Source organism: Geothrix edaphica (genome assembly GCF_030268045.1).
GTDB classification, from domain to species: domain Bacteria; phylum Acidobacteriota; class Holophagae; order Holophagales; family Holophagaceae; genus Geothrix; species Geothrix edaphica.
The window spans coordinates 25,295-47,621 of sequence record NZ_BSDC01000005.1; the positions used below are offsets into that span (position 1 = coordinate 25,295).

The window sequence follows — 22,327 nt, forward strand, 5'->3', positions numbered from 1 at the left end:
GAGTTCTCAAAAAGTGATCCCCGTCACGCCCCGGTTCACACTGGGGAGATGCGCCCCCGGATCCTGACCCCCGCCCTGGCCCTCCTTCCCGCCCTGGTCCAGGCGGCCCCTGCGCGGGTCCAGGCCCCGGACGCCCCCTGGCTCACCTTCGCCACGGCCCACTACCGCATCCACTGCCCCGCCGCCTTCGAGGCCTTCGGGCGCGACGTGGCCGGGCGCGTCGAGGGCGTCCATGCCCAGTACCTCGGCCTCGTGGGGTTCGCCTACGAGAAGCCCGGAAAGCCCATCGACATCGTCATCCTCGATCCCGTCCTGGAGGCCAACGGGCTGGCCTTCCCAATCCTCCAGCGCCCCCAGGTGGTGCTCTGGAAGACGGAGCCCGCCCCCGATTCGCCCATCGGCCACCATCGCGGCTGGGCTGAGCTGCTGGTGGCGCACGAGCTCGGCCACATGCACCATCTGCTGCGCCCGGCCCGGCGGCCGAACCTCTGGCAGCGCTGGACCGCGGTGCTGGGACCCCTCGCGGAGAAATCGCCCCGCTGGGTCACGGAAGGCTACGCCACGCTCATCGAGGGGAAGCTCACCGGCAGCGGCCGCCCGCACAGCGCCATTCGCGCCGCGGTCCTGCGCCAGTGGGCCCTCGAAGGCAAGCTGCCCACCTACGAGGCCCTGAGCGGCACCCGCGGCTTCCTCGGCGGCAGCCTGGCCTACCTGGGAGGCAGCGGCTACCTGGAATGGCTGGAGGCCAAAGCCGGGGACCCGAAGGTGCTCCAGACCCTCTGGCTCCGCCTGGCCGGGAAGCGCGACTTCGAGGCGGCCTTCCGGGCCACCTTCGGCTTCGGCCCGAAGGACGGCTACCAGCGCTACTGCGCGGAGCTGACCCACACGGCCCTGGAGCTGGAGCGCTTCGCCAGGGCCCAGGGGCTGCGTGAAGGCGAGCTCGTCACCCAGCTGCAGGGCTGGGCCTCGGACCTGGCCCTGAGCCCCGACGGCACGAAGCTCCTGGCCCGCGTCACGGCCCCCAAACACCCGGGCCTCTATGTGTGGGACCTGAAGGCCATGCCGAAGGCCGCCCAGCCGGAGCCCGGGGAGCCCGTGGACCACGCCCCGGCCGCCCCGGTCCTCCCCCCCGCCCGGCGCCTGGGCCCGGTGAACGGGGCCCTGCCCTGGAAGCCCCTGTGGACCGGCCCGGACCGCATCGCCTTCCAGCTGCGGCTGCCGGACGCGGAGGGCGTGCTGAAACCCCAGCCCTGGCAGTGGACGCTCGGCCGGGGCCTGACCCGGGGCTCGGCCCCGGCCCCGGAAGTGGCCCGACCGGCTACGCCGGGCGGCCCCACGTGGCGGGAAGTGGAGGGCATCTGGAACCTGGTGGACGGCCAGGGCCGCCCCCTCACCCGCACCCTGGCCGCCGCCTGGAATCCCGTGGCGACGCCCGACGGCCGCTGGATCTACTACACCCAGCTCAGCGCCTCGGGCCTCCAGATCCGCCGCCTCGACGCCACCCGGCCCCCCTTGGATGCGAAGCCCCTGCCGCAGGACCCGGCGCCCCTGGTGCCGGGCCAGGTGCTGCCGAAGGCCGACGAGTCCAGCCCCCTGCCGCCGCCGGTCCCCGTGGAACCCCATCCCTACCGGGTGGGCGAAAGCCATGACACCTTCACCCTGGCGGGGTACAGCGCCACGCCCTCGGGCCTCAGCGCCCAGCTCGGCGCCGGCGGCAACGACCTCCTGAACCGCCTGAACTGGCAGGTCCTCGCGGGCCTCGGCGACGGCGCGGGCCCCCGCGGCGGCATGGCCGGCGTGGCCTGGCGGGGCTGGCGGTGGGCGCCCTCCCTCCAGGCCTTCTCCCTCCTCGAGCGCCCCTCGAGCCAGCGCTTCGCGCCCCTCGCGGGCTTCGACCGAGAGCGCCGGGGCGCAGAGCTGGCCTTCGAGCGGGCGGACCTGGGCCGGCCCCGCGCGCACTTCCGGCCCGTGGCGGCCTTCGAGCGCGTCGCACCCGCGGACGCGAGCCCGATCCACCGCGCCCTCTGGGGCGTGGACGCAGGCCTGGGCAGCTTCTGGAGCCGGGACGGGCAGGGCCTCCGCGCCGCCCTCGCCTCCCGGGAACAGCAGGGCCGGACGGACGGTCACGCCTGGACGCTGACCCGGACCACCCTCACCCTGGGCTGGATCAACCCCTGGTCCCCCCTCACCGTGCACCTGGAGGAGGGCCGCATCGGCGGCGACCCCACGACCCTGGACCGCTTCCGCCTGGGCGGCGTGGGCACCTCCCTGCTGCCCACCGCCCTTGATGCCAACCGGGTGGTCCAGGCGGCCCTGCCCGCCTACACCGCCACGGGCAACCGGCTCCGGCGCCTGCGCGGCGACCTGGGGCTGGGCCTCCTCCGCGCCTATGTGGAGCACGCGACCGTCTGGCAGGACGCCGCGCCCCGGCCCTCCGCCCAGCGGGTGGCGGGCCTCGAGCTGGACAGCCGCGACATCGACCTGCCCCTGGATGTGCTGCGGCGTCTGGCCGGCAACCTCTCCTTCACGGTGGGGCTGCACCGCCCCTTGGATGGCACCATGAAGGGCCGTACTGTGGGAACCCTCAGCGTGATCGTGCGGCCGTGATGTCTTCCCCGGGATCCTGATGCTCTTCCTCATCGGCCTTGTCCTCATCTTCCTGGTCCAGTGGCTGCACCTGCGCCTGCTGCGCCTGGAGCTGCCGGGGCGCTTCCACCGAGTGGTGCCCTGGGTGCTGGGCCTCGTCCATGTGCCCCTGATCCTCTTCGCGGGGCTGCGCCTCCTGGGCCAGGGCGGCCACGAGGCCTTGCCGCTCCTCCGGGGCCTGGCCCGGGGCGGCTTCTACTTCCAGGCCTTCACGGTGCTGCACCTGCTGATGGGCATGACCGCCGAGGGCCTCTGGCACCTCTGGAGCCGGAATCGGCCGGAACCGGCGGGCGAGGCCGTGGATCCCGGACGCCGGGCCTTCCTGCGGACCGCTGCCCTCGCCAGCACCGGCGCGGCCGTCGCCTTCGGCGCCGTCGGGTCCCGGGAGGCCTACGGAGACCCCTCCATCACCCGGCGGGCCCTCACCTTCAGCGACCTGCCCCCGGGGCTGGAGGGCCTCCGCCTCGCCCACCTCAGCGACCTCCATTCCGGCCCCCTGGTGGGCCCGGACCTGGTGCGCCGCTGGCGGGACCTCGCGGCCCGGGAACGCCCGGACCTGCTGCTCCTCACCGGCGACCTGGTGGACAGCCGGCCCGAGGAGCTGGCGCCGATCATTGAGGCCTTCCAAGGCTTTCCCGCACCCTACGGCTCCTTCGCCATCCTGGGCAACCACGACTACTTCGACGACCCCCGCCCCATCTGGAGGGACCTGGAGGCCGCCGGAATCCGCTGCCTGGAGAACGCCTCGGCCCTCATCCAGCGGGGAGGCAGCACCCTGGCCCTCATTGGCCTCCAGGACCCGATGGCGCGGAACGGCCGCTTCCGGCACATGGTCTTCGGCCCGGGCCCCCGGCCCGCCGAGGCCGCCCGGGACCTGCCGGCCGACGCCTTCCGCCTCTGCCTGAATCACCGGCCCAGCGAGTGGGAACAGGCCCTGGAAGCCGGGGCGCGGCTCACGCTCTCGGGCCACACCCACGGCGGACAGATCAACCCCATTCCCGGCTTCAGCAGCGCCCACCTCATCGGCCCCCGCACGGACGGCCTGTACCGCGAGGGGGACGATCTGCTCTACGTGAGCCGCGGGCTGGGCGTGGTGGGCCTGCCCCTCCGCATCGCCGCCCCGCCTGAGATCGCCATCCTCACGCTCAGGCGGGGATGATCATCCCTTGATCAGCACCCACAGCCCCACCGCGATGAACGCCGTCCCCGCGGCCCACTTGATGGCGGCCTCGGGGATGTAGCGGAACAGCACGCCGCCCAGGGCCACGCCGATGGCCGTGGCGCAGACCAGGGCCGCGGAGGCGGCCAGGAACACGGTCCAGATCTGGCCGCTGCGCACCGTGGCCGTCATGGCCGCGAGCTGCGTCTTGTCGCCCACCTCCGCGAGGAAGACGGTGGCGAAGGTGGTCCAGAAGAGGGAGCGGTTCATGAGGCCTCGCAGATCGTGACGAAGGATCATGGTACCGGACTGGCATACTGGCCGGATGGTGCTCGACCACTTCGACCTTCCCACGACCTACGTGGACACGCCCGAGAAGCTCCAGGAGGCGCTGCCCCTGTGGCATGCGGCGGGCGTGCTGTCCGTGGACATCGAGTGCAGCCTCACGGGCATGCACCACTGCCTGCTCGCCCTGCTGCAGGTGGCCACCCACGACCAGGCCTGGCTGGTGGATCCGCTGGCGCTCGGGGGCCTCATGCGTCCCGCCCTGCAGGCCATGGCCCAGGTGCCCTGGATCGTCCACGACTTCTCAGGCGATGGCATCGTCTTCAAGCGCCTCTACGACGTGGTGCCCGACAGCATCTTCGACACCATGCTGCTCTCCCGCGCCCTGGGCTATCCGCAGCCCGGCCTCAAGACCATGGCCAAGCTCAAGCTCGGCCTCGACATCCCCAAGGAGGAACAGGATTCCAACTGGATGCTCCGGCCCCTGCGCGACACCCAGATCAGCTACGCCAGCCGGGACGCGGCCCTGCTGCTGCCCCTGCTGCGCATCCTGGCCGACGAGGCCGATGCGAAGCGGGACCACCCGGAGATCGGCCCCCGCCTGGCCGCCCTGCCGAAGGACATGCGCCACCTCCTGAAGCGCGTGCGGGCCTATACCCCGCCCAAGCACGATCCGGTGGTGGACAAGGTCCGGCACCTGGGGGACCTGGCCGTGGACCGGGCCAAGAAGCTCACGGCGCTGCGGTGGGCCTGGGGTAACGAAGGCGACGTGGGCGCCGTCATGGAGCTGGGCAACCGCTGGCTCATGGCCCGCCTGGAGCACCCCCCCGCCACCCGGGAAGCCCTGGAGCGCACCATCCCCAACCCCCGCTTCCGGCGCAAGCGCGCGGAGGCCCTCTGGGCGGTGTTCCAGGAAGGTGCCCACGAGACCCTCGACAACGGGGACGTCGCCGATGGCCTGATTTGGGACAACACCGGGCGACGCTGAGCCCGGTGGCTACTTCAGGTATGGCGCGAGGTACCTTCCCGTCACGCTGGTCTTCTTCCTGGCCACCTCTTCGGGCGTGCCCACAGCGATGATGCGGCCGCCTTCGCCGCCGCCTTCGGGGCCCAGGTCCAGGATCCAGTCGGCGGTCTTGATGACGTCGAGGTTGTGCTCGATGACGATGAGGGTGTTGCCCGTCTCCACGAGGCGGTTGACGACCTCCAGCAGCTTCTGGATGTCCTTGAGGTGCAGGCCCGTGGTGGGCTCGTCCAGGATGTAGACCGTGCGACCCGTGGCGCGCTTGCTCAGCTCCTTGGCCAGCTTCACGCGCTGGGCCTCGCCGCCCGACAGCGTCGTGGCGCTCTGCCCCAGACGGATGTAACCCAGCCCCACGTCCATGAGGGTCTGCAGCTTGTTGGCCAGCACGGGAATGGGCGCGAACAGCCCCAGCGCCTCCTCCACGGTCATGGCCAGCACCTCGGAGATGCTGTGGCCCTTGTAGTGGATCTCGAGGGTCTCGCGGTTGTAGCGCTTGCCCTTGCACTGCTCGCAGGTGACGTAGACGTCCGGGAGGAAGTGCATCTCGATCTTGAGGACGCCGTCGCCCTCGCACTTCTCGCAGCGCCCGCCCTTCACGTTGAAGCTGTAGCGGCCCGGCGCATAGCCCCGGGCCTTGCTCTCCGGCAGCTGGGCGAAGAGCTCGCGGAGCGGCGTGAAGAGCCCCGTGTAGGTGGCGGGATTGCTGCGGGGGGTTCGGCCGATGGGCGCCTGGTCGATGTCGATGACCTTGTCCACGGCGTCGAGGCCCTTGATGGCCTTGTGCCTGCCCACGATGTGGACGCCCTGGTGCAGCTGGTTGGCCAGGGCCTTGTAGAGGATCTCGTTCACCAGGGTGCTCTTGCCCGAACCCGAAACCCCGGTGACGCAGGTGAAGAGGCCGATGGGGAAGTCCGCGTCGACCTTCTTGAGGTTGTTCTCCTCGGCGCCCACCACGGACAGGTGGCCGCGCTTGGCCTTGCGCCGGGTGCGGGGCACGGGGATGGCATCGCGGCCCGAGAGGAAGTCGCCGGTGATGGAGCCGGGGGTGCGGCCGATCTCGTCGGGCGTGCCCTGGGCCACCACGAAGCCGCCGTGCTCGCCGGCGCCGGGGCCCATGTCCACCACATGATCGGCGGCGAGGATGGTCTCCAGGTCATGCTCCACCACCAGCACCGTGTTGCCCAGGTTGCGCATCTCCTGGAGGGTGCGGATCAGCTGCAGGTTGTCCCGCTGATGCAGGCCGATGCTGGGCTCATCCAGCACATAGAGCACGCCCTGGAGCTTGCTGCCGATCTGCGTGGCGAGGCGGATGCGCTGGCCCTCGCCGCCGGACAGCGTGGCCGCGCTGCGGTCCAGCGTCAGGTAGCCGAGACCCACATCGTCGAGGAACCCCAGGCGCTCGCGGATCTCCTTCAGCACCTTCTCGGCGATGACGGCCTCCTTGCCTTCCAGCGTCAGGTCCGCGAACCACTTCCGGGCGTCGCGCACGCTCTGGGAGACCACCTGGGCGATGTTCAGCCCGCCCACATACACCGCCAGAACCTCGGGCCTCAGGCGCAGCCCCGCGCAGGCCTCGCAGGGGACGACCCGCATGGATTCCTCCAGCTCCGCGCGGATCTCCTCGCTGGTGGTCTCGCGGTAGCGGCGCTCGAGGTTGCCGACAATGCCCTCGAAGTGGTGGACGAAGTCGTAGCGGTTCTTCTTGTTCTCGTAGGTGAACCGCATCTCCTTCTCGGTGCCGTGCAGCAGGAGCCGCCGGATGTCGGCCCCGAGCTTCCTCCAGGGCGTGTCCAGGCTGAACTTCACCTTGCGGGCCAGCTGGTCCAGCATCTGCGAGCGCCAGCCGTCCTCGGACACGCTCTTCCAGCCGCTGGCCTGGATGGCGCCCTCGTTGATGGAGAGGGCCGGGTTGGGGATGATCAGCTCCTCGGCAAACTGCCGCTTGAAGCCCAGGCCGTCGCAGGTGGGGCAGGCGCCGTAGGGCGTGTTGAAGGAGAAGGACCGAGGCTCCAGCTCCGGCAGGCCCAGCCCGAACTTGGCGCACTTCGCGTTGTTGCAGGCCAGCTTGCTGGAGAAGAGCCGCTCCGTCCCATCGAGATCCACGAGGGCGCTGCCCTCCGCCAGGTTGCAGGCGATCTCCAGGCTGTCGGCCAGCCTGGACTGCACGGCGGGGCTCACCTTCAGGCGGTCGATGACCACGTCGATGGTGTGCTTCTTCTGCTTGTCGAGGTCCGGGATGCCTTCGGTGAGGTCGAGCATCTGCCCGTTGAGCCGCGCCCGGATGTAGCCGCGCTTCATGAGGTCCTGGAGCAGCTTCTTGTACTCGCCCTTGCGGCCCCGCACCACGGGGGCCAGGATCTGCAGCTTCGTCCCCTCGGGCTTCGCCAGGATCTGGTCGGCCATCTCCTGGATGGTCTGGCTGGCGATGGCTTCGCCGCAGGCCACGCAGGTGGGCTTGCCCGTCCGGGCGAAGAGCAGGCGCAGGTAGTCGTAGATCTCCGTGACCGTGGCCACGGTGGAGCGGGGGTTCTTGCTGGTGGTCTTCTGCTCGATGGAGATGGCCGGGGAGAGACCCTCGATGCTGTCCACATCGGGTTTCTCCATCTGGTCGAGGAACTGCCGGGCATAGGCCGACAGGCTCTCCACATAGCGGCGCTGACCTTCGGCATAGAGCGTGTCGAAGGCCAGGCTGGACTTGCCCGAGCCCGACAGCCCCGTGATCACCACCAGCTGGTTGCGCGGCAGGCTGAGGTCGAAGTTCTTGAGGTTGTGTTCCCGGGCGCCCTTGATGTGAATGTGTTCCATAGGCCTCTCAGTTTACGCCATTTTTTCGCTTTCGCGGTTTGTGTCTAAAATCATCAGATGCATCCGGCCGAACTGGCGATCCTGCTCCACCGCGCCTTGGAGGTGCGGCTGGCGGCGCTTCAGGCGCTGCTGGCCACGGAGGGCTGGGCCGAGGCTGAGGAGCCGCTGCACCAGGTGCGCGTCTCGGCCCGGCGCCTTGGCGCCGTGCTGGATCTCGTGGACGCCGAGGCCTATCCCGGCCACAAGGGGCAGCGGCGGGCCCTGAAGCGGCTCGTGGACGTCCTCGGCCTGCCGCGGGAGCTCGATGTCCATGCCACCCGCCTGGACCAGCACCGCCGGGCGGCCCCCAACCCCGGCCAGGGTGCCGTACTGGAACACCTGCTGGAGCGCGTGGACCGGGCCCGGGCCAAGGCCCGGCGCGCCATGCACAATGAGCTGGGCGAGTTGCGCCTGCCCGACCTGGCCAAGCTCCTGGAGGTGCCCAGCCTGCCGGCGCCCTTCCAGCACGCCTCGCTCCAGGAGGCTGCCTGGGCCTGCCTCGAGCCCCGCGCCGCGGCCGCCCTGGGGGACCTGGCGACCCTCGCCGCCCAGGAGGATGCACCGGCCCTCCACAAGGCCCGGGTCCGCATCAAGAAGCTGCGCTACGCCGTGGAGGCCCTGGAGGGAGCCTTCGCGGCGGCGCCGGAGGCGGTCCTCAGGGACCTGAAGATCCTCCAGACCGCTCTGGGGGAGCACCACGACCTGGCGAGCCTGGAGGCCCTGCTATGGGAGGAGGAGGGCCAGCTCCGCGCCCGGGGGCGCGACCTCCTGGCCGGCGGCGTGCTGGAGCTGCTGGGCGGCGTGGCCGAGGCCCGGCGGACGGCCTTCGAGCGCTTCACGGCCGCCGCGGCGGGCCAGGACTCGGCCAGCTTCGCCCGGGCGGTGCGCCCCGCCCTGGGGCTCCCCCCGCCGGAGGCCTCCCCGCGATGAGCTTCTGGCGTGTGCGGATCCGCCCCCTGGCCTGGCTGCGCAGCGTGCACGCCAAGCTGTTCCTGCTGCTGGGCCTCGTCACCAGCGTGCTCACCGTGGCCGTGGCCTACTCCATCACCCGCAACAGCCGCCGGGAGCTGGAGAACTACTCCCGCCAGCTCACCATCGACACCGCCGGGACGGTGGAGACCGACGTGGTGGAGCGGGATCCCGCCTTCAAGGACGCCGACAAGCTCGACCAGCTGCTGGAGAGCATCGCCGGCCCCGACCGCAGCATCTTCCAGATCGACGTCTTCAAGCGCGTGGGGAAGAGCAACGAGGTGGAGCTGGTGCGCTCCTCCGGGGACGAAGCGGCCGTGGAGTGGGGTCCCGAGATCGGCTCGTACCTGACCCTGACGAAACCCCAGGCCGAGCTGGTGGACCTGAACACCGGGGGGCGGGCCTGGAAGGTCTACCAGCCCATCCGCACCCACCGGCCGGGCCAGGCACCCCTGGGCCTCATCCGGGTCTACTGCGACCTGGAGCGGTGGGAGGTGGTCTGGGACAACAACCTGAAGCGCACCCTGCGCACCCTGCCCGGCGTCCTCCTCGGCGAGTTCATCCTGCTCTGGCTCATCCTGCGCGTGCTCATCAGCGATCCCATCGAGGCCACGGTGCTGGCCATGGAACAGCTGGAGCGGGGCGAGGCCGGGGCCCGGGTCCCCATCAAGCGCAGCGACGAGCTGGGCCTCATCGCCGCGCAGTTCAACGGCATGGCCGTGCAGCTCCAGCGGGCCGGCGAGGAGCGCGAGGCCCTCATCCACGAGATCCGCGGCCTCAACGCCAACCTCCAGGACCGCATCGATGCCGCCCTGGCGGAACTGCAGGCCAAGAACGCGGAGCTGGCGGCCATGGCCGAGCGCAACGCCCTGCTCCGCGAGGAACTGGGCGCCCAGGAACGGCTGGCGGTGGCGGGGCAGCTTGCAGCCACCTTCGCCCACGAGGTGGGCACGCCCCTCAACCTGGTGAACGGCCACCTCCAGCTCATGGAGGGTCAGAAGGACCTGCCCGAGCGCGTGCGCGAGCGCCTGGGCGTCATCCAGGCCCAGATCCAGCGGGTGGGGGGCATCGTGCGCCGCATGCTCGACCTCACCCGCCGACCTCAGCTGCATCAGGAGGCCCAGTCCTTTGCGGATCTGCTCGAGGACCTCCGCCAGCTGTGGGCCCCCACCCTGACCTCGCATGGCGTCACCGTGGAGGCGGAGGTGCCCGCCGGGTGCCGGCTCTACGTGGACCGCAAGCAGATGGAGCAGCTCTTCCTGAACCTCATGAAGAACGCCGTGGACGCCATGCCCGGCGGCGGCACCGTGCGGCTCTCCGCAAAACCGGCCGAGGAGAGCTCGCCCAGCGGCCCCTGGTGGGAGGTCCGCTTCCAGGATTCGGGCCAGGGCATCCCCGCCGATCTCATCGGCCAGGTCTTCCGCCCCATGTTCACCACCAAGCCCGAGGGCATGGGCACGGGCCTGGGCCTCAGCATCTGCCGCGAGATCGTCCGCAGCCACGGCGGCGAGATCCGCATCGACAGCACCGAAGGACGGGGCACCTGCGTGGCGTTCACGCTGCCGGGCGCCGTTCCCGCCTAGATCTCCACCACTTCCACGTCCCCCAGCTCCTCCTCCAGGAAGCGGCTGCCCACTTCCTTCAGGCGGCTGCTGGCATCCGTGAGCTGGACGCGGAGCGTGCCACGGGCGCTGAGGGTGCGGTAGCCGAGGGTCCCCTGCAGCATGCGGTCCACGGCCCTGGCGGTGACCCGGCCGCTGTCGATCCAGTGGGTGCCGGGGCGGCAGCGCTCCAGGCTGGGCAGCAGGGTGGGATAGTGGGTGCAGCCCAGCACCACGGTCTTCACGTCGGCGGGCAGCAGGTCCAGGTAGCGGCGGCAGATGGTGTCGGTGACGGCATCGTCGAACCAGCCCTCCTCCGCCAGGGGCACCAGCAGGGGGCAGGCCGCGCTGTGGATGACCTTGGTCGGGTCCCGGCGGAGGATGGCCGCCTCGTAGGCCCCGCTGCCCACGGTGGCCAGGGTGCCGATGACGCCCACGGGACCGGGCACCGCCGCGGCGGCCTCGGCGCCGGGCTCGATGACGCCGATCACCGGGCAGGGGCTCACGGCCTGGAGCGCCGGCAGCCCGTGGGCGCTGGCGGTGTTGCAGGCGATGACGATGAGCTTGGGGTCGTGGCGCTGGAGCAGCTCGCCCATCTGGAGCGTGTAGCGCTCGATGGTGTGGTGGCTCTTGCTGCCATAGGGCAGCCGCGCCGTGTCGCCCAGGTAGATGAGCTCCTCCTGGGGCAGCATCTGGCGCAGGGCGTGGATGACCGTGAGGCCGCCGATGCCCGAGTCGAAGACGCCGATGGGGCGGTCCGCGCGGCTCATGGTTCCCGCACCGCCAGCACGGCGATCCACTCGCCTTCCTTCAGCACCTTCTCCGGCTTGAATCCGTGCGAGACGAGGCTCACCAGGGCCTCGTCCGTGCGCTCCGCCAGGATGCCGCTGGCCACGAGCCAGCCGCCCGGGGCGGCCACCTCGGCCATGCGGGGCAGCAGCTCCTGGATGGTCTCCAGCAGGATGTTGGCCAGCAGGCCGGGGTAGGGCCCCCGCACCTGCGGGTGGTCCAGGGTGCCCACGAAGCTGTCGTAGGGACGGGCGCCCTTGAGCAGGTGGGCGTTCAGCGCCATGAGCTCGGTCATGGCCGGCCCGCAGTCGGGGTCGATGTCGAAGGCCAGGAGGTCCCGGCCGCCCAGCAGGAAGGCGGCCAGGGAGAGGATGCCCGTGCCCGCGCCGATGTCGAGGATGGGGCCCTTCAGGCGGCCCGCGGCGGCCAGCTCCTCCAGGAGCTCCATGCAGAGGCGCGTAGTCTCGTGCCCGCCGGTGCCGAAGGCCAGGCCGGGGTTCACCACCAGGTCCAGGCGATCCGCGGGACCGGGGGTGTCCTCCCAGAGGGGGCGCACATGGAAGCGCGTGCCCACATCGAAGGCGCCGAAGCCCTCCCGGCTCTTGGCCAGCCAGTCCTCGTCGCCGAAGGTCTCGGCCTCGAGCAGGCGCACGCCGGGGAAGGCGGCCAGGCCCGTGGGCTCCGGGGGCGCCTGGTCCGGCGGGAAGTAGGCGTAGCAGGCCCGCGGCGGATCGGCCTCGCGGTAGAAGGCCGACGAGCCCCCTTCCTCCAGCCAGGCGCACAGCGCCTCCTCCTGGGGGTCGGGAACCTCCAGCTTCCACCTCAGATGCGTCACATTCGCCATGGCCCCAGGTTAACAGGGGCGAATCAGGCCTCGGCTTCGGCGCTGTCCGCGTCCTCGAGGTCCAGCCGCTTCATTTTTTCCAGGAAGGTCGTGCGCTTGAGGCCCAGCAGGTCGGCGGCGCGCTTCTTGTTGCCGCGGGTGATGGCGAGGCTCTGGAGCATGAGCGTCTTCTCCATGTCCGACACCACCTGGTTCAGGTCCATGCCCTCGGGCGGCAGGTCCACCCCGAAGGCCGCCGCCGGGGGCGGGAACGAGGCGGCGGGGGGGGGCGCGAAGGCCGCGGGCACCACGTTCGGGGCCGGGGCCGGCGCTTCCGGCCCGCTCGCAGCCAGCCCCATCCGGTCCGCGAGGAAGGCGAAGTCCTCCCGGGTGAGCACGGGCCGCGTGCCGGACAGCACGATGGCCCGCTCGATGGCGTTCTCCAGCTGGCGCACGTTGCCGGGCCAGGGCAGGGACATCAGGAGCGGGTCCACGCTGGGATGCAGAGCCTTGGGGTAGAGGCGGTGCTCCCGGGCCTTGCGGTTGAGGAAGTGCTGGGCCAGGAAGGGCACCTCCTCCCGCCGCGCCCGCAGGGGCGGCATGGTGATGGGCACGACCTCCAGGCGGTAGAAGAGGTCCTCGCGGAAGCTGCCGTCCTGCACCTTCTTCCACAGATCCACATTGGAGGCGGTCACCACCCGCAGGTCCACCTTCACGGGCGCGCCGCCGCCCAGGGGCTGCACCTCGCGCTCCTGGAGGACACGCAGGAGGCGCACCTGGGCACCCAGGGGCATGGTGCCCACCTCGTCCAGGAAGATGGTCCCGCCCTGGGCCTCGCGGAACTTGCCGGGCGTGTCCTTGCGGGCATCGGTGAAGGCGCCCTTGTTGTAGCCGAAGAGCTCGGACTCCAGCAGGTTCTCGGGGATGGCGCCGCAGTGCACGGCCACGAAGGGCTCCGCGGCGTCCGCGCTCATGCGGTGGATGGCCCGGGCGATGACCTCCTTGCCCGTGCCGCTCTCACCCAGCAGCAGCACCGTGGCCCGCGTGGCGGCGGCGCTGCGGGCCCGGGCCAGCACCTCCTGCATGGCGGGGCTGGTGCCGATGAGACCGAAGGCCAGGGCCTGGGAGGCGCTGAGCTGCGTGGTGGTGCCCGAGCGCGGGCGCAGGCCCGGCATGGGCGGCTCGGGCCCCAGCACGCCCCAGCGCACGCTGCCCAGGGCGCCCCACTCCGAGAGCGCCTTCGCGTCCATGGGCGTGGCGTCGGGCTGGAGCCCCAGCAGGATGGGCAGGGCCGCGACCTCCGCCATCATGCGGTTCATTTCCGGCGGCGGCCAGGCGCCCCGGGCGTTGATCACCCACAGGTCCACGTCCCGGGGCGGCAGGGCCGGCGAGGCGCCGCGATCCACGGTCACCTCCCACAGACCCGCCCACCGATGCTCCAGCCCCCCGGTGTCATCCCCGAGGGTGGACCAGTGAAGGCGCGGCAGCTGGGTCATGGGCTCCTTGGTTGAGTTCAGCCTAGAGGCAGGCAGGAAGGGGTCAAGTCAAAAAAATGACTTCGGTCAAGCTGGCTTGCCCCCAGGCGTACGATGTAGGGAAGAGGCCACCCGGAGGTACCCATGGCGCTGACGGAATCCACCATGGTCCCGCTCGGCACGGCCTGTCCGGACTTCACCCTGCCTGGTGTCGACGGCCGGCTCTGGTCGCTGCACGACTTCCACTGCCCGGCGCTGCTGGTGGTGGTCATGTGCAACCACTGCCCCTACGTGCAGGCCGTGGACGACCGCATCAACGCGCTGGCCAGGACCTACCAGGACCGCTGCGCCGTCGTGGGACTCAGCGCCAACGATGCGGAGACCTATCCGGAGGACAGCTTCGAGGCCATGCGGATCCGGGCCCGGGCCAAGGGCTACGTGTTCCCCTACCTCTGGGACGAGGAGCAGTCCGTGGCCCGCGCCCTGGGCGCCGTCTGCACGCCGGACTTCTTCCTCTACGACGGCCACCGCCACCTCACCTACCGCGGTCGCCTGGACGACAACTGGAAGGATGCCGCCCACGTCACCCGGCAGGAGCTGAGGGTCGCCATCGAGCGCGTGCTGGCGGGCGAGGGACCCCTGAAAGTCCAGCACCCGAGCATGGGCTGCAGCATCAAGTGGAAGGCGGGGGCCTGAGGCTCTTCTTCGCCCTGCCGCTGCCCGCGCCTCTCCGGGAGGCCCTGGGGCACTGGCAGCAGACCGGCCCGCCGGTGCGCTGGTCGAGAACGGAGGGGTTGCATGTGACGCTGGCCTTCCTGGGCGACCGGCCGGCGGAGGCCCTGCCCGCCCTCGACGCGCTCGCCTCCGCCGTCGCCACCCGGCACGCCCCCTTCGCCCTGTGCACGGCGGGTCTGGGCGGGTTCCCCGGGAACAGGCGGGCCCGGATCCTGTGGCTGGGCCTGGTGCCCTCCCCGGCCCTCGAGAGCCTGGCCCGGAATCTTCGCGGCGCCCTGGCCGCCGCGGGCGAACCCTTCGATGCCAAGCCCTTCCGCGCCCACATCACGCTGGCCCGGCTGCGCCAGCCCGGGCCCTTGGCCGCCTTTCCCGAACCCCTGCCCACGCCCTTCGCCGCAGGGGACCTGGTGCTGTTCGAAAGCCTGGCGCAGGGCGGCTACGCGCCCCTGAGGACCTGGCCCTTGCGACGGGTATGATCGAAGTTTTGCCGGAGCCCTCGATGCGTCTCGCCCTCCTGCCCCTCTGCCTCGCGACCGCGGTCCCCCTCTGCGCCCAGTGGGACCTGCGCCTGGAGCTGCCGCGACCCTCGGGCCAGAACCTGCCCCAGACCATCCTCTCGGGCACGAGCCAGCTGGTGGCCGGGGACTTCGACACGGGCAAGGGCTTCATCGCCACCGTGAACCGGCAGCTCCTCCAGGTGGGGCCCCTGCTGAAGCTGGAGGGCGGTCTCGAATACTCCCAGTTCTCCGCCGACGGCAGCCTGGCCACGGGCACCACCACCCAGGGCACGAAGCTGAAGCAGCAGGGCCTGGGCCTGGGGCTCAACGCCCAGGTGTGGGTCCCCTTCGTGGGAATTGCCGGCGAGATCGGCCTCATCCAGCGCCTCCAGCACTACACGGTGGACACCGCCGGCGCCTCCAGCGCCAAGGACCTGAGCCGCACCTGGCTCCGGGTGGGCGCCCGCTGGCGCATCCCCATGGTGGTGGTGCATCCCTACGTGGCGGCCAGCTACCAGCAGCCCACCAGCAAGGATCGCCCCGTGCGGCTGAACAGCGCGTCGGACCTGTCCGCCTACTTCAGGGCCCAGGGCAGCGGCCAGGAGTTCGAGCGGCTGTGGACCTTCGGCGTGGGGGTGACGTTCTGATGCGCCCCCTCCCGATCCACGCCGCGACCCTGGCCGCGACCCTGGCCCTGAGCCTCGCCGCCGCCGAGCGGCCCCGCCTGGTGGTGGTGATCTCCGTGGACCAGCTCTCCGCGGAGCTGATGCAGACCTACGGCCCCGAGCTGACGGGCGGGCTGGCGCGGCTCCGCAGGGAGGGTGTCTCTTTCACCGAGGCCTACCACGACCACGGCTTCACCGAGACCGGTCCCGGCCACTCCGTGCTGCTCTCGGGCCGCTTCCCCACGCATACCGGCATCGTCGAGAACCGCTGGTACGAGCGCGCCACGCACCGCCTGGTGTACTGCGTGGAGGATGCGGGTGCCCGGGCCCTGCATGCCCCCGGCCAGGCCAGCTCCTCCAACGCCCGCTTCCTGGGGGACGGCCTCGGCGACTGGCTCCAGGCCCAGGTGCCCGGCGGCCGCGCCTTCGCCGTATCGGGCAAGGACCGGGCGGCCATCCTCATGGCCGGCCGCAGGCCCACCGGCGCCTTCTGGTTCACGGGCGCCGCGGGCTTCACCAGCTCCTCCACCTATGCCGCGCGCCTGCCCGAATGGCTGGTCCGCTTCGACGGCGGCCTCCGGGACCGCTTCGCCACCCAGAGCTGGCTGTGGGCGAAGGCGCCGGCGACGCCCGAGGGCCGCGTGGCCACCTGGACCTTCCCCGGCCAGGTCATCCGCAACGGCGCCCTGCCCCGCCTCATCCAGGGCGCGGGCATGCCCCTGGACAAGACCTTCGAGACCCGCTTCCGCAAGTCCCCCTTCCTCGACGAGGTCACCCTGGAGGCCGCCGAGGCCCTGCTGGAGGGCGAGCAGCTGGGCCGGGGGCCCGCCACGGACCTGCTGGCCGTGAGCTTCTCCGCCACGGACTACATCGGCCACAGCTACGGCACCCTCGGCACCGAGATGCGGGACCAGATCCACCGCCTGGACCGCACCGTGGGCCGCCTCCTGGACGACATCCGCCGCCGCGATCCCCGGGCCTGGGTGGTGCTCAGCGCCGACCATGGCGGCATGGACCTCCCCGAGGCCCTGGCCGACAGCGGCTTCCCCGCGAGTCGCATCCACCCGCCTCAGTTCCTGAACGAGCTGCGGGCCGACCTGAAGGCCACCTTCAAGGTGGAGGCCGATCTCCTGTTCGAGTCCCCGGAACCGAACAGCCTCTACCTCCAGGAGGCCGCCCTCAAGGCCGCCGCCCTGGACCGGAAGGCCGTGCTGGCGCGGATCCAGACCTGGCTGCGCGCCCGCCCCGAGGTGGCCGACGCCTTCACCGCCGAGGAGCTCCTCGCCACGGACCCCGCCGCCGCGGGCAGCCCCCGGGACAGCAGCCTGCGCGTGCTGCTGCGCCGCAGCTTCCGCCCCGAGCGCAGCGGCGACATCCTCGTGGCCTTCAAGCCCTGGACGGTCTTCGGCGTCCCCCCCACGGACTGGCCCACGGGCCACGGCACCCCCTACGCCTACGACCGCCGCGTGCCCCTGATCTTCTGGGGGCCCTGGAAGGGCGGCGAACGCCCCGAGCCCGTCCGCACCGTGGATCTGGCTCCCACCCTGGCCCGGGAGCTGGGCCTCAAGGCCGGCCCGGTGGATGGGCTGGTCCTGGACCTCGGACCCCAGAGGTAGGCGGACGATGGCCCTCCCCCGCGATGCCTCGATCGTGCTCCTCACCGGCGCGGGCATCTCCGCCGAGAGCGGCCTGCGCACCTTCCGGGACGCGGACGGGCTCTGGGAGAACCACCGGGTCGAGGACGTGGCCACGCCCGAGGCCTTCCACCGGAACCCGGCCCTGGTGTACCGCTTCTACAACGAGCGGCGGCGCAGCCTGCCGGGCGTGCAGCCCAACGCCGCCCACCGGGCCCTGGCGCGGCTGGAGCGCGAGTGGCCCGGTGACTTGCTGCTGGTGACCCAGAACGTGGACGACCTCCACGACCGGGCCGGCTCGCGGAACCTGGTCCACATGCACGGCGAGCTGCTCAAGGGCCGCTGCCTGGCCTGCCGCAGGGTGCTCGACTGGCCCGGCGACCTGGATGCCGACAGCCGCTGCCCGGCCTGCCGGCGCGGGCAGGTGCGGCCCCACATCGTCTGGTTCGGCGAGGTGCCCCTGGAGATGGAGCGCATCTACCGCGCCCTGGAGCGCTGCGCCCTCTTCGCGGCCGTCGGCACCAGCGGCCACGTCTACCCCGCCGCCGGCTTCGTCGAGGCCGCCGCCCCCGGAGCCCGCACCGTGGAGCTCAACCTCGAGCCCAGCCGCGTGGCCGACGCCTTCCAGGAGCACCGCGCCGGCCGGGCCACGGACCTGGTGCCCGCCTTCGTCGACGAGCTGCTCGGAGCCTGACCTACTTCACCACCGGCAGCTCCACACAGCTGGCCTGTCCGGGCGTGTGGTAGATGCGCTGGGTGGCGGGGCGGTAGTCGCCGGGCTGGGCGAAGAAGATGTTGGGCACGAAGGTCTGGGGGTTGCGGTCGTAGAGGGGGAACCAGGTGGACTGCACCTGCACCATGACCCGGTGGCCCGGCAGGAAGACATGATGGGCCGCGGGCAGGGCGAAGCGGTAGACCAGGGGCTCGTTGGGTTTCAGGGCCCTGGGCGCCTCCGCGCTTTCTCGATACCGGCCCCGGAAGATGTCCGCCGACACCATGAGCTGGTAGCCGCCCAGCTGCGGCTGGCCGGCCACCTCGTCAGGGTAGACGTCGATGACCTTCACCACCCAGTCCGAATCCGTGCCGCTGGTGGACGCCACCAGGTTCGCCACGGGCTCGCCCGCGATGCGCAGGGGCGCTGTCAGGGGTTCCGACACGAAGGCCAGCACGTCCGTGCGGCCCGAGGCCTCGCGCTGGTCATCCGTGAGCCACTGGGACCAGGTGTGGGCCGCGTCGTAGCCCACGGCCTGGATGGGCCGGGCGCGGAAGGGCACGGGCTTGGCCGGGTTCGAGACATACTCCTCGAAGGGTGCGTCTCCGGCCCTGGGCGCGGTGGTGGCCACCTTCAGCCCCGCCTCCAGGTAGAAGGGCGTGGCGCGGGTTGTGGTGCCTTCGCCCGCCACGGGCCAGGCCGGGAGCTTCCTCCAGGTGTTCGTCCCCGTCTCGAAGGCGCTCACCGGGGGCAGGTCCGCCTGGCCGGCGCCCTTCAGGTGCTGGTCCAGGAAGGGCTTCAGGATCTCACGGCGGAAGTGCAGGCCCGTGTCCTGACCGAACTTCAGGGGCCCGAGGCCGCTGCCGTCGCCGATCTCGCCGCCGTGGTTCCAGGGGCCCATGGCCAGGTGGAGGCCGCCGGCCGCGTCCTTCGGCTTCAGGGCCTTCCACACGGCCAGGGCGCCGTAGATGTCCTCGGCGTCGTAGAGGCTGTGCACCAGCAGGGTGGGCACCTTCAGGGGGCCCCTCCGGGCGAGGACCTGGTCCATGGCCTGCTGCTGCCAGAAGGCATCGTAGGCCGGATGCTCGGTGAGCTTGCGCCAGAAGCCCAGCTGGTCCATGCCGCGGCTCGCGGCCAGGGCCCCCGTGGAACCCGCCTGCAGGAACAGGTCGTAGTCGTCGTGGTAGCCCGTCCACCACCTGGCCTCGTTGGCCCGGGTGGCCTGCTGCTCGTAGATGTAGCTCAGGTTCTGGGCGCGGAAGGCCCCGTGGTGGAACCAGTCGTCGCCCCGCCAGCCGTCCACCATGGGGTTCATGGGCACGACCGCCTTCAGGGCCGGGTGCGGGTCCACCAGGGCCATGAGGGGGAGGAAGCCGTCGTACGAGATGCCCAGGATGCCCACCCGGCCATTGCTCTCGGGCAGGTGCTTCACCAGCCAGTCGATGGTGTCCCAGGTGTCCGTGCTGTGATCGACGCTCGAGGCATTCAGGGGCCCGCGCAGGGGCCGGTTCATCACGTAGTCGCCCTCGGAACCGTACTTGCCGCGGATGTCCTGGACCACGCGGATGTAGCCGCCCTCGACGATGAGGTCCGCCACGTTGTCGTAGCCCTGCAGCACGGCCCCCAGATGGGGGCTGGCCGCATGGCCCGTCTGCTCCGCCGCGTTGTAGGGCGTGCGCGTCAGCAGGATCGGGGCGTCCTTGGCGCCCTTCGGCACCAGGATGATCGTCCGCAGCTTCACGCCGTCCCGCATGGGGATCATCACCTCCCGGCGCGCGTGGTCCCAGCTTCCGGATGCCACCTTGAACTCGGCCGGCATCTCGCTGGGCAGGCCCGCAGGCGGGACCAGCGCCTGGGCCCCCAGGCCGCACCCCGCCGCCAGCAGCAGTGCCACCACGCCCCGTGTCCGTCGGAATGCCATGACCGCCTCCTGCCGCCCCGGAGGTGGACGGGCCCTGGCGCGGGGCGCGGGGCCGGACCGGCTGCGGAGTGGATGGGGGCCAGTCTAGCGGGTCCGTCCCTGCCGCCCTAGGCCTGCCCCACGGCGCTGACGATGACGGCGTCCCCGGCATCGCCCTGGCGCCAGATGGCCGCCACGTGGCCGCTGGGGGAGAGCACCGCGCCGGGATCCCGGATCTCCTTCCGGCCCGGGGTCCCCAGCAGGAGGGGGTGGGCGCTCCAGGCCACCCCGTCGAAGCGGCGCAGGCACACCGAGGACCGGTCCTCCTGGATCTGCGACCAGACCACCAGCGCCTGCCCCTGGGCGTTCACGGACAGGGCGTGGGCCTGGCTCTGGCCCAGGTCCTCCACCAGGGGGGTGCGCTGCTCGTCCCACTGGCCCTCGGCGAAGCGCTTGGTGAAGAGCTTCATGGTGCCCGCGGACTCCTGGCGCCACACGGCGTGGGCCCGGCCCCGGCCGTCGAGGCCCACCTGGGGCCAGAGGATGGCCCGGCCCGTGGTGAGCCGGGGCGTCGGCGTCCACTCGATGGTGCGGCCATCCAGGTGGCTGGCGTGCAGGGTCCTGAGCCCGGCTTCGCCTTCCTCCACCCAGACGACGACGGCGTTCCCCCGGCCGTCCAGGGCCATGCGGAGGTAGGTGGCGCGGCCCTGGGCCACAAGGGTGGGCCGGTCGCTCCAGCAGCGGCCGCCCCCATCGTAGTGGCAGGCCACGATGCGGTGGTCGCCGCTGCCGTCCCGCTCCTCGCTCCACACCACCAGCCCCTGGCCCCCGCGATCCACGGCCAGCTGGGGGAAGAGCGGGGCCGGGGAGGGATCGCCCAGCGCCGTGGGTTCGGGGTTCCAGCCGCCGTCCTCCGCCTGGTAGCCGCAGGTGTAGACGCGGTACTCCCCGGGCTGGCCCTGGCACCAGGCCGCGTGGATGTTGCCGGCTAGGTCCATGCCGGTGTGCAGGCTGTGGACCTCGCCCGGCAGGGCCTGGAGCGTCAGGGGGTAGGGCACCCAGGTGTCCGCCGAGCCCAGCATGTGCCGGGCGCAGACCCGGGCCTGCGGCCCCTCCTGCTCCTGCCACACCACGGCCATCTCGCCCCGGACGTTCATGGCGATCTCGGGGGCGTGGGCCTGGGTGCGGGCGCTGTCCAGGCGGCGGGGGACCACGTCCCAGGAACGCTGGTCCGCGTAGTAGCGGCAGATGTAGACGCCTTCGTGGTCCGCGCCCCGGTGGTGCCAGGCCGCCATGGCGTTCCCATGGTCGTCCACGGCGATCTGGGGCCGGCCCACCTGGCCCCGGTCCAGCACCCGCGGCGCCCCCCAGGCCCCTGCCGCCGGAGGGCGCGGAGAGGTCAGCCGGTTCAGGAGCGTGCGGAGCGACATGGATGTCCTCGGGGCCGGGCTCAGTGGGTCAAGTGTGCCCCATGCTACCGCGCCGTCCACCCTCATGCCTCGTCCGGATCGGCCGGCGCCGATCCAAGCCCGGGTGATGGGAGCTCAACCCAGATCGCGGACGGCATCCACGGCCGGGAGCGGTTTGCTGGTGGCGCCCACGCTGGGCGCCTTGCCGGCGAAGTGCGCCAGCAGCATTTCCATGAACCGCCCGTGATATGCGCAATAGGTCGCCCGGGACAGGACGGTGTCCTTGTGCCCGATGATTCCAAATTTAAGCGAATGGACATCGACCATGGGATGAAGGCGGGCCAGGTTCCTCCACCGGCCCGGAGTATGGGTGAAATCACCGTTCTCGTCGTACGACCAGGTGTCGATCTCGCGGTCGTCGATGGCCTGCCTGATGGCCGCCAGCAGCCCCGAAGCGTCCTTGGTGCTGATGACGAGGGCCATGGCTACTCCTGTGAGATGGAATCACCCATCAGACACCGGTTTGGACCGGGCGCCGGCGGAAACCACCGAACGGTGGTTTCCGGGCTCCCAATGGTCGAATCCGTCCGGACCCGAGCCCGGAAAGGCCGCCGTGAACCCCCGTCCCCTAGGGCTCCGGGATCTCCGCCTCCACCAGCTGCGCCAGGAGGGTGAGCGATTCCTGCCAGCCGAGGTAGCAGGCCTCCGGGGGGATGACTTCCGGGATCCCCTCCTGCACGATGTCCATCTCGGTGCCGCAGGACACCACCTTCAGGGACACCGTCGTCTGCATCTCCCCGGGCAGGTTGGGGTCGTCGAACGTGTCCGTGTGCCGGATGCAGGCGCCGGGCACCAGCTCCAGGTACCGCCCGCCGAAGGTGTGGCTGTGGCCCGTGGTGAAGTTCGTGAACGACATCCGGTAGGTGCCGCCCACCTTGGCCTCCAGGTGGTGGACCCGGCCGGTGAAGCCGTGGGGCGGAAGCCACTTGGCCAGGGCCTCCGCATCGAGGAAGGCCCGGTAGATCCGCTCGGGCGTGGCCCGGAGCACCCGGTGGAGCCGGACGGTGTGGGTGGGCATGACCCCTTCTCCTTTCACGCGTGGGGACTGGCGGATGGATACGGGCTGGGATGCCGCCGCGGGGTGGGGCGTGACGCTGGCT

At 71.5% G+C, this 22,327-nt stretch carries 19 protein-coding genes; 10 read left to right on the forward strand and 9 right to left on the reverse strand.

The window, feature by feature from the left end:
- Positions 1-48 precede the first annotated feature (48 nt).
- Entirely contained in the window at positions 49-2,607 is a 2,559-nt protein-coding gene (locus tag QSJ30_RS14320; RefSeq protein ID WP_285610351.1) for a TolB-like translocation protein, read from the forward strand.
- A gap of 19 nt (positions 2,608-2,626) precedes the next feature.
- Positions 2,627-3,805 carry a metallophosphoesterase gene (locus QSJ30_RS14325; RefSeq protein ID WP_285610352.1) on the forward strand — a complete coding sequence of 393 codons (1,179 nt, stop codon included), beginning with the start codon at positions 2,627-2,629 and terminating at the stop codon, positions 3,803-3,805.
- Here the strand turns inward: QSJ30_RS14325 and QSJ30_RS14330 are convergent, their stop codons facing one another.
- On the reverse strand, positions 3,806-4,075 hold the full coding sequence (locus QSJ30_RS14330; protein ID WP_285610353.1) for a TMEM165/GDT1 family protein: 270 nt from the start codon (positions 4,073-4,075) through the stop codon (positions 3,806-3,808).
- A gap of 28 nt (positions 4,076-4,103) precedes the next feature.
- Between QSJ30_RS14330 and QSJ30_RS14335 the strand changes: the two genes are divergently transcribed.
- A complete protein-coding gene (locus tag QSJ30_RS14335; RefSeq protein ID WP_285610354.1) occupies positions 4,104-5,078 on the forward strand; it encodes a ribonuclease D in 975 nt (324 codons plus the stop codon).
- A 9-nt stretch (positions 5,079-5,087) separates the two neighbouring features.
- Here the strand turns inward: QSJ30_RS14335 and uvrA are convergent, their stop codons facing one another.
- Complete coding sequence (gene uvrA, locus QSJ30_RS14340) at positions 5,088-7,919, reverse strand: excinuclease ABC subunit UvrA (protein WP_285610355.1); 2,832 nt, start codon at positions 7,917-7,919, stop codon at positions 5,088-5,090.
- Between the two features lie 57 nt (positions 7,920-7,976).
- On the opposite strand from uvrA, the gene QSJ30_RS14345 reads away from it, so the two are divergent.
- Both QSJ30_RS14345 and QSJ30_RS14350 read left to right on the forward strand, forming a co-directional pair.
- Positions 7,977-8,888 carry a CHAD domain-containing protein gene (locus QSJ30_RS14345; protein ID WP_285610356.1) on the forward strand — a complete coding sequence of 304 codons (912 nt, stop codon included), beginning with the start codon at positions 7,977-7,979 and terminating at the stop codon, positions 8,886-8,888.
- Positions 8,885-10,510 (forward strand): sensor histidine kinase, encoded by a 1,626-nt coding sequence (locus tag QSJ30_RS14350; RefSeq protein WP_285610358.1) that lies wholly within the window; start codon positions 8,885-8,887, stop codon positions 10,508-10,510. The genes QSJ30_RS14345 and QSJ30_RS14350 overlap by 4 nt, the downstream gene beginning before the upstream one ends.
- Here QSJ30_RS14350 and murI read toward each other — a convergent pair.
- The 3 genes from murI to QSJ30_RS14365 are packed head-to-tail and all read right to left on the reverse strand — an operon-like array spanning position 10,507 to position 13,636.
- Positions 10,507-11,298, reverse strand: a complete 792-nt coding sequence (gene murI / locus QSJ30_RS14355; protein ID WP_285610360.1) for a glutamate racemase — start codon at positions 11,296-11,298, stop codon at positions 10,507-10,509. The genes QSJ30_RS14350 and murI overlap by 4 nt on opposite strands.
- A complete protein-coding gene (locus QSJ30_RS14360; protein WP_285610362.1) occupies positions 11,295-12,161 on the reverse strand; it encodes a 50S ribosomal protein L11 methyltransferase in 867 nt (288 codons plus the stop codon). The genes murI and QSJ30_RS14360 overlap by 4 nt, the downstream gene beginning before the upstream one ends.
- Before the next feature lie 23 nt (positions 12,162-12,184).
- Positions 12,185-13,636: a sigma-54 interaction domain-containing protein gene (locus tag QSJ30_RS14365; protein ID WP_285610364.1), complete on the reverse strand. Its 1,452-nt coding sequence runs from the start codon at positions 13,634-13,636 to the stop codon at positions 12,185-12,187.
- A gap of 123 nt (positions 13,637-13,759) precedes the next feature.
- Here QSJ30_RS14365 and QSJ30_RS14370 point away from each other — a divergent pair, with 123 nt between their 5' ends.
- From QSJ30_RS14370 to cobB, 5 genes are read left to right on the forward strand one after another with little or no spacing between them, the layout of a single operon-like run.
- A complete protein-coding gene (locus tag QSJ30_RS14370; protein WP_285610366.1) occupies positions 13,760-14,311 on the forward strand; it encodes a thioredoxin family protein in 552 nt (183 codons plus the stop codon).
- Positions 14,293-14,826 carry an RNA 2',3'-cyclic phosphodiesterase gene (gene thpR / locus QSJ30_RS14375; protein ID WP_285610368.1) on the forward strand — a complete coding sequence of 178 codons (534 nt, stop codon included), beginning with the start codon at positions 14,293-14,295 and terminating at the stop codon, positions 14,824-14,826. Before QSJ30_RS14370 ends, thpR begins: the two co-directional genes overlap by 19 nt.
- A gap of 23 nt (positions 14,827-14,849) precedes the next feature.
- On the forward strand, positions 14,850-15,494 hold the full coding sequence (locus QSJ30_RS14380) for a hypothetical protein (protein WP_285610369.1): 645 nt from the start codon (positions 14,850-14,852) through the stop codon (positions 15,492-15,494).
- Positions 15,494-17,128: an alkaline phosphatase family protein gene (locus tag QSJ30_RS14385; RefSeq protein ID WP_285610370.1), complete on the forward strand. Its 1,635-nt coding sequence runs from the start codon at positions 15,494-15,496 to the stop codon at positions 17,126-17,128. The genes QSJ30_RS14380 and QSJ30_RS14385 overlap by 1 nt, the downstream gene beginning before the upstream one ends.
- 7 nt (positions 17,129-17,135) lie before the next feature.
- Positions 17,136-17,840, forward strand: a complete 705-nt coding sequence (cobB, locus tag QSJ30_RS14390) for a Sir2 family NAD+-dependent deacetylase (protein WP_285610371.1) — start codon at positions 17,136-17,138, stop codon at positions 17,838-17,840.
- A 1-nt stretch (position 17,841) separates the two neighbouring features.
- Here cobB and QSJ30_RS14395 read toward each other — a convergent pair whose 3' ends face one another.
- From QSJ30_RS14395 to QSJ30_RS14410, 4 genes are all read right to left on the reverse strand, one after another.
- Positions 17,842-19,779, reverse strand: a complete 1,938-nt coding sequence (locus tag QSJ30_RS14395; protein WP_285610373.1) for a CocE/NonD family hydrolase — start codon at positions 19,777-19,779, stop codon at positions 17,842-17,844.
- A gap of 107 nt (positions 19,780-19,886) precedes the next feature.
- Positions 19,887-21,188: a hypothetical protein gene (locus QSJ30_RS14400; RefSeq protein WP_285610375.1), complete on the reverse strand. Its 1,302-nt coding sequence runs from the start codon at positions 21,186-21,188 to the stop codon at positions 19,887-19,889.
- Positions 21,189-21,302: 114 nt separating this feature from the next.
- Complete coding sequence (locus QSJ30_RS14405) at positions 21,303-21,650, reverse strand: hypothetical protein (protein WP_285610377.1); 348 nt, start codon at positions 21,648-21,650, stop codon at positions 21,303-21,305.
- Between the two features lie 145 nt (positions 21,651-21,795).
- A complete protein-coding gene (locus QSJ30_RS14410) occupies positions 21,796-22,245 on the reverse strand; it encodes an SRPBCC family protein (RefSeq protein ID WP_285610379.1) in 450 nt (149 codons plus the stop codon).
- Between the last annotated feature and the right edge of the window lie 82 nt (positions 22,246-22,327).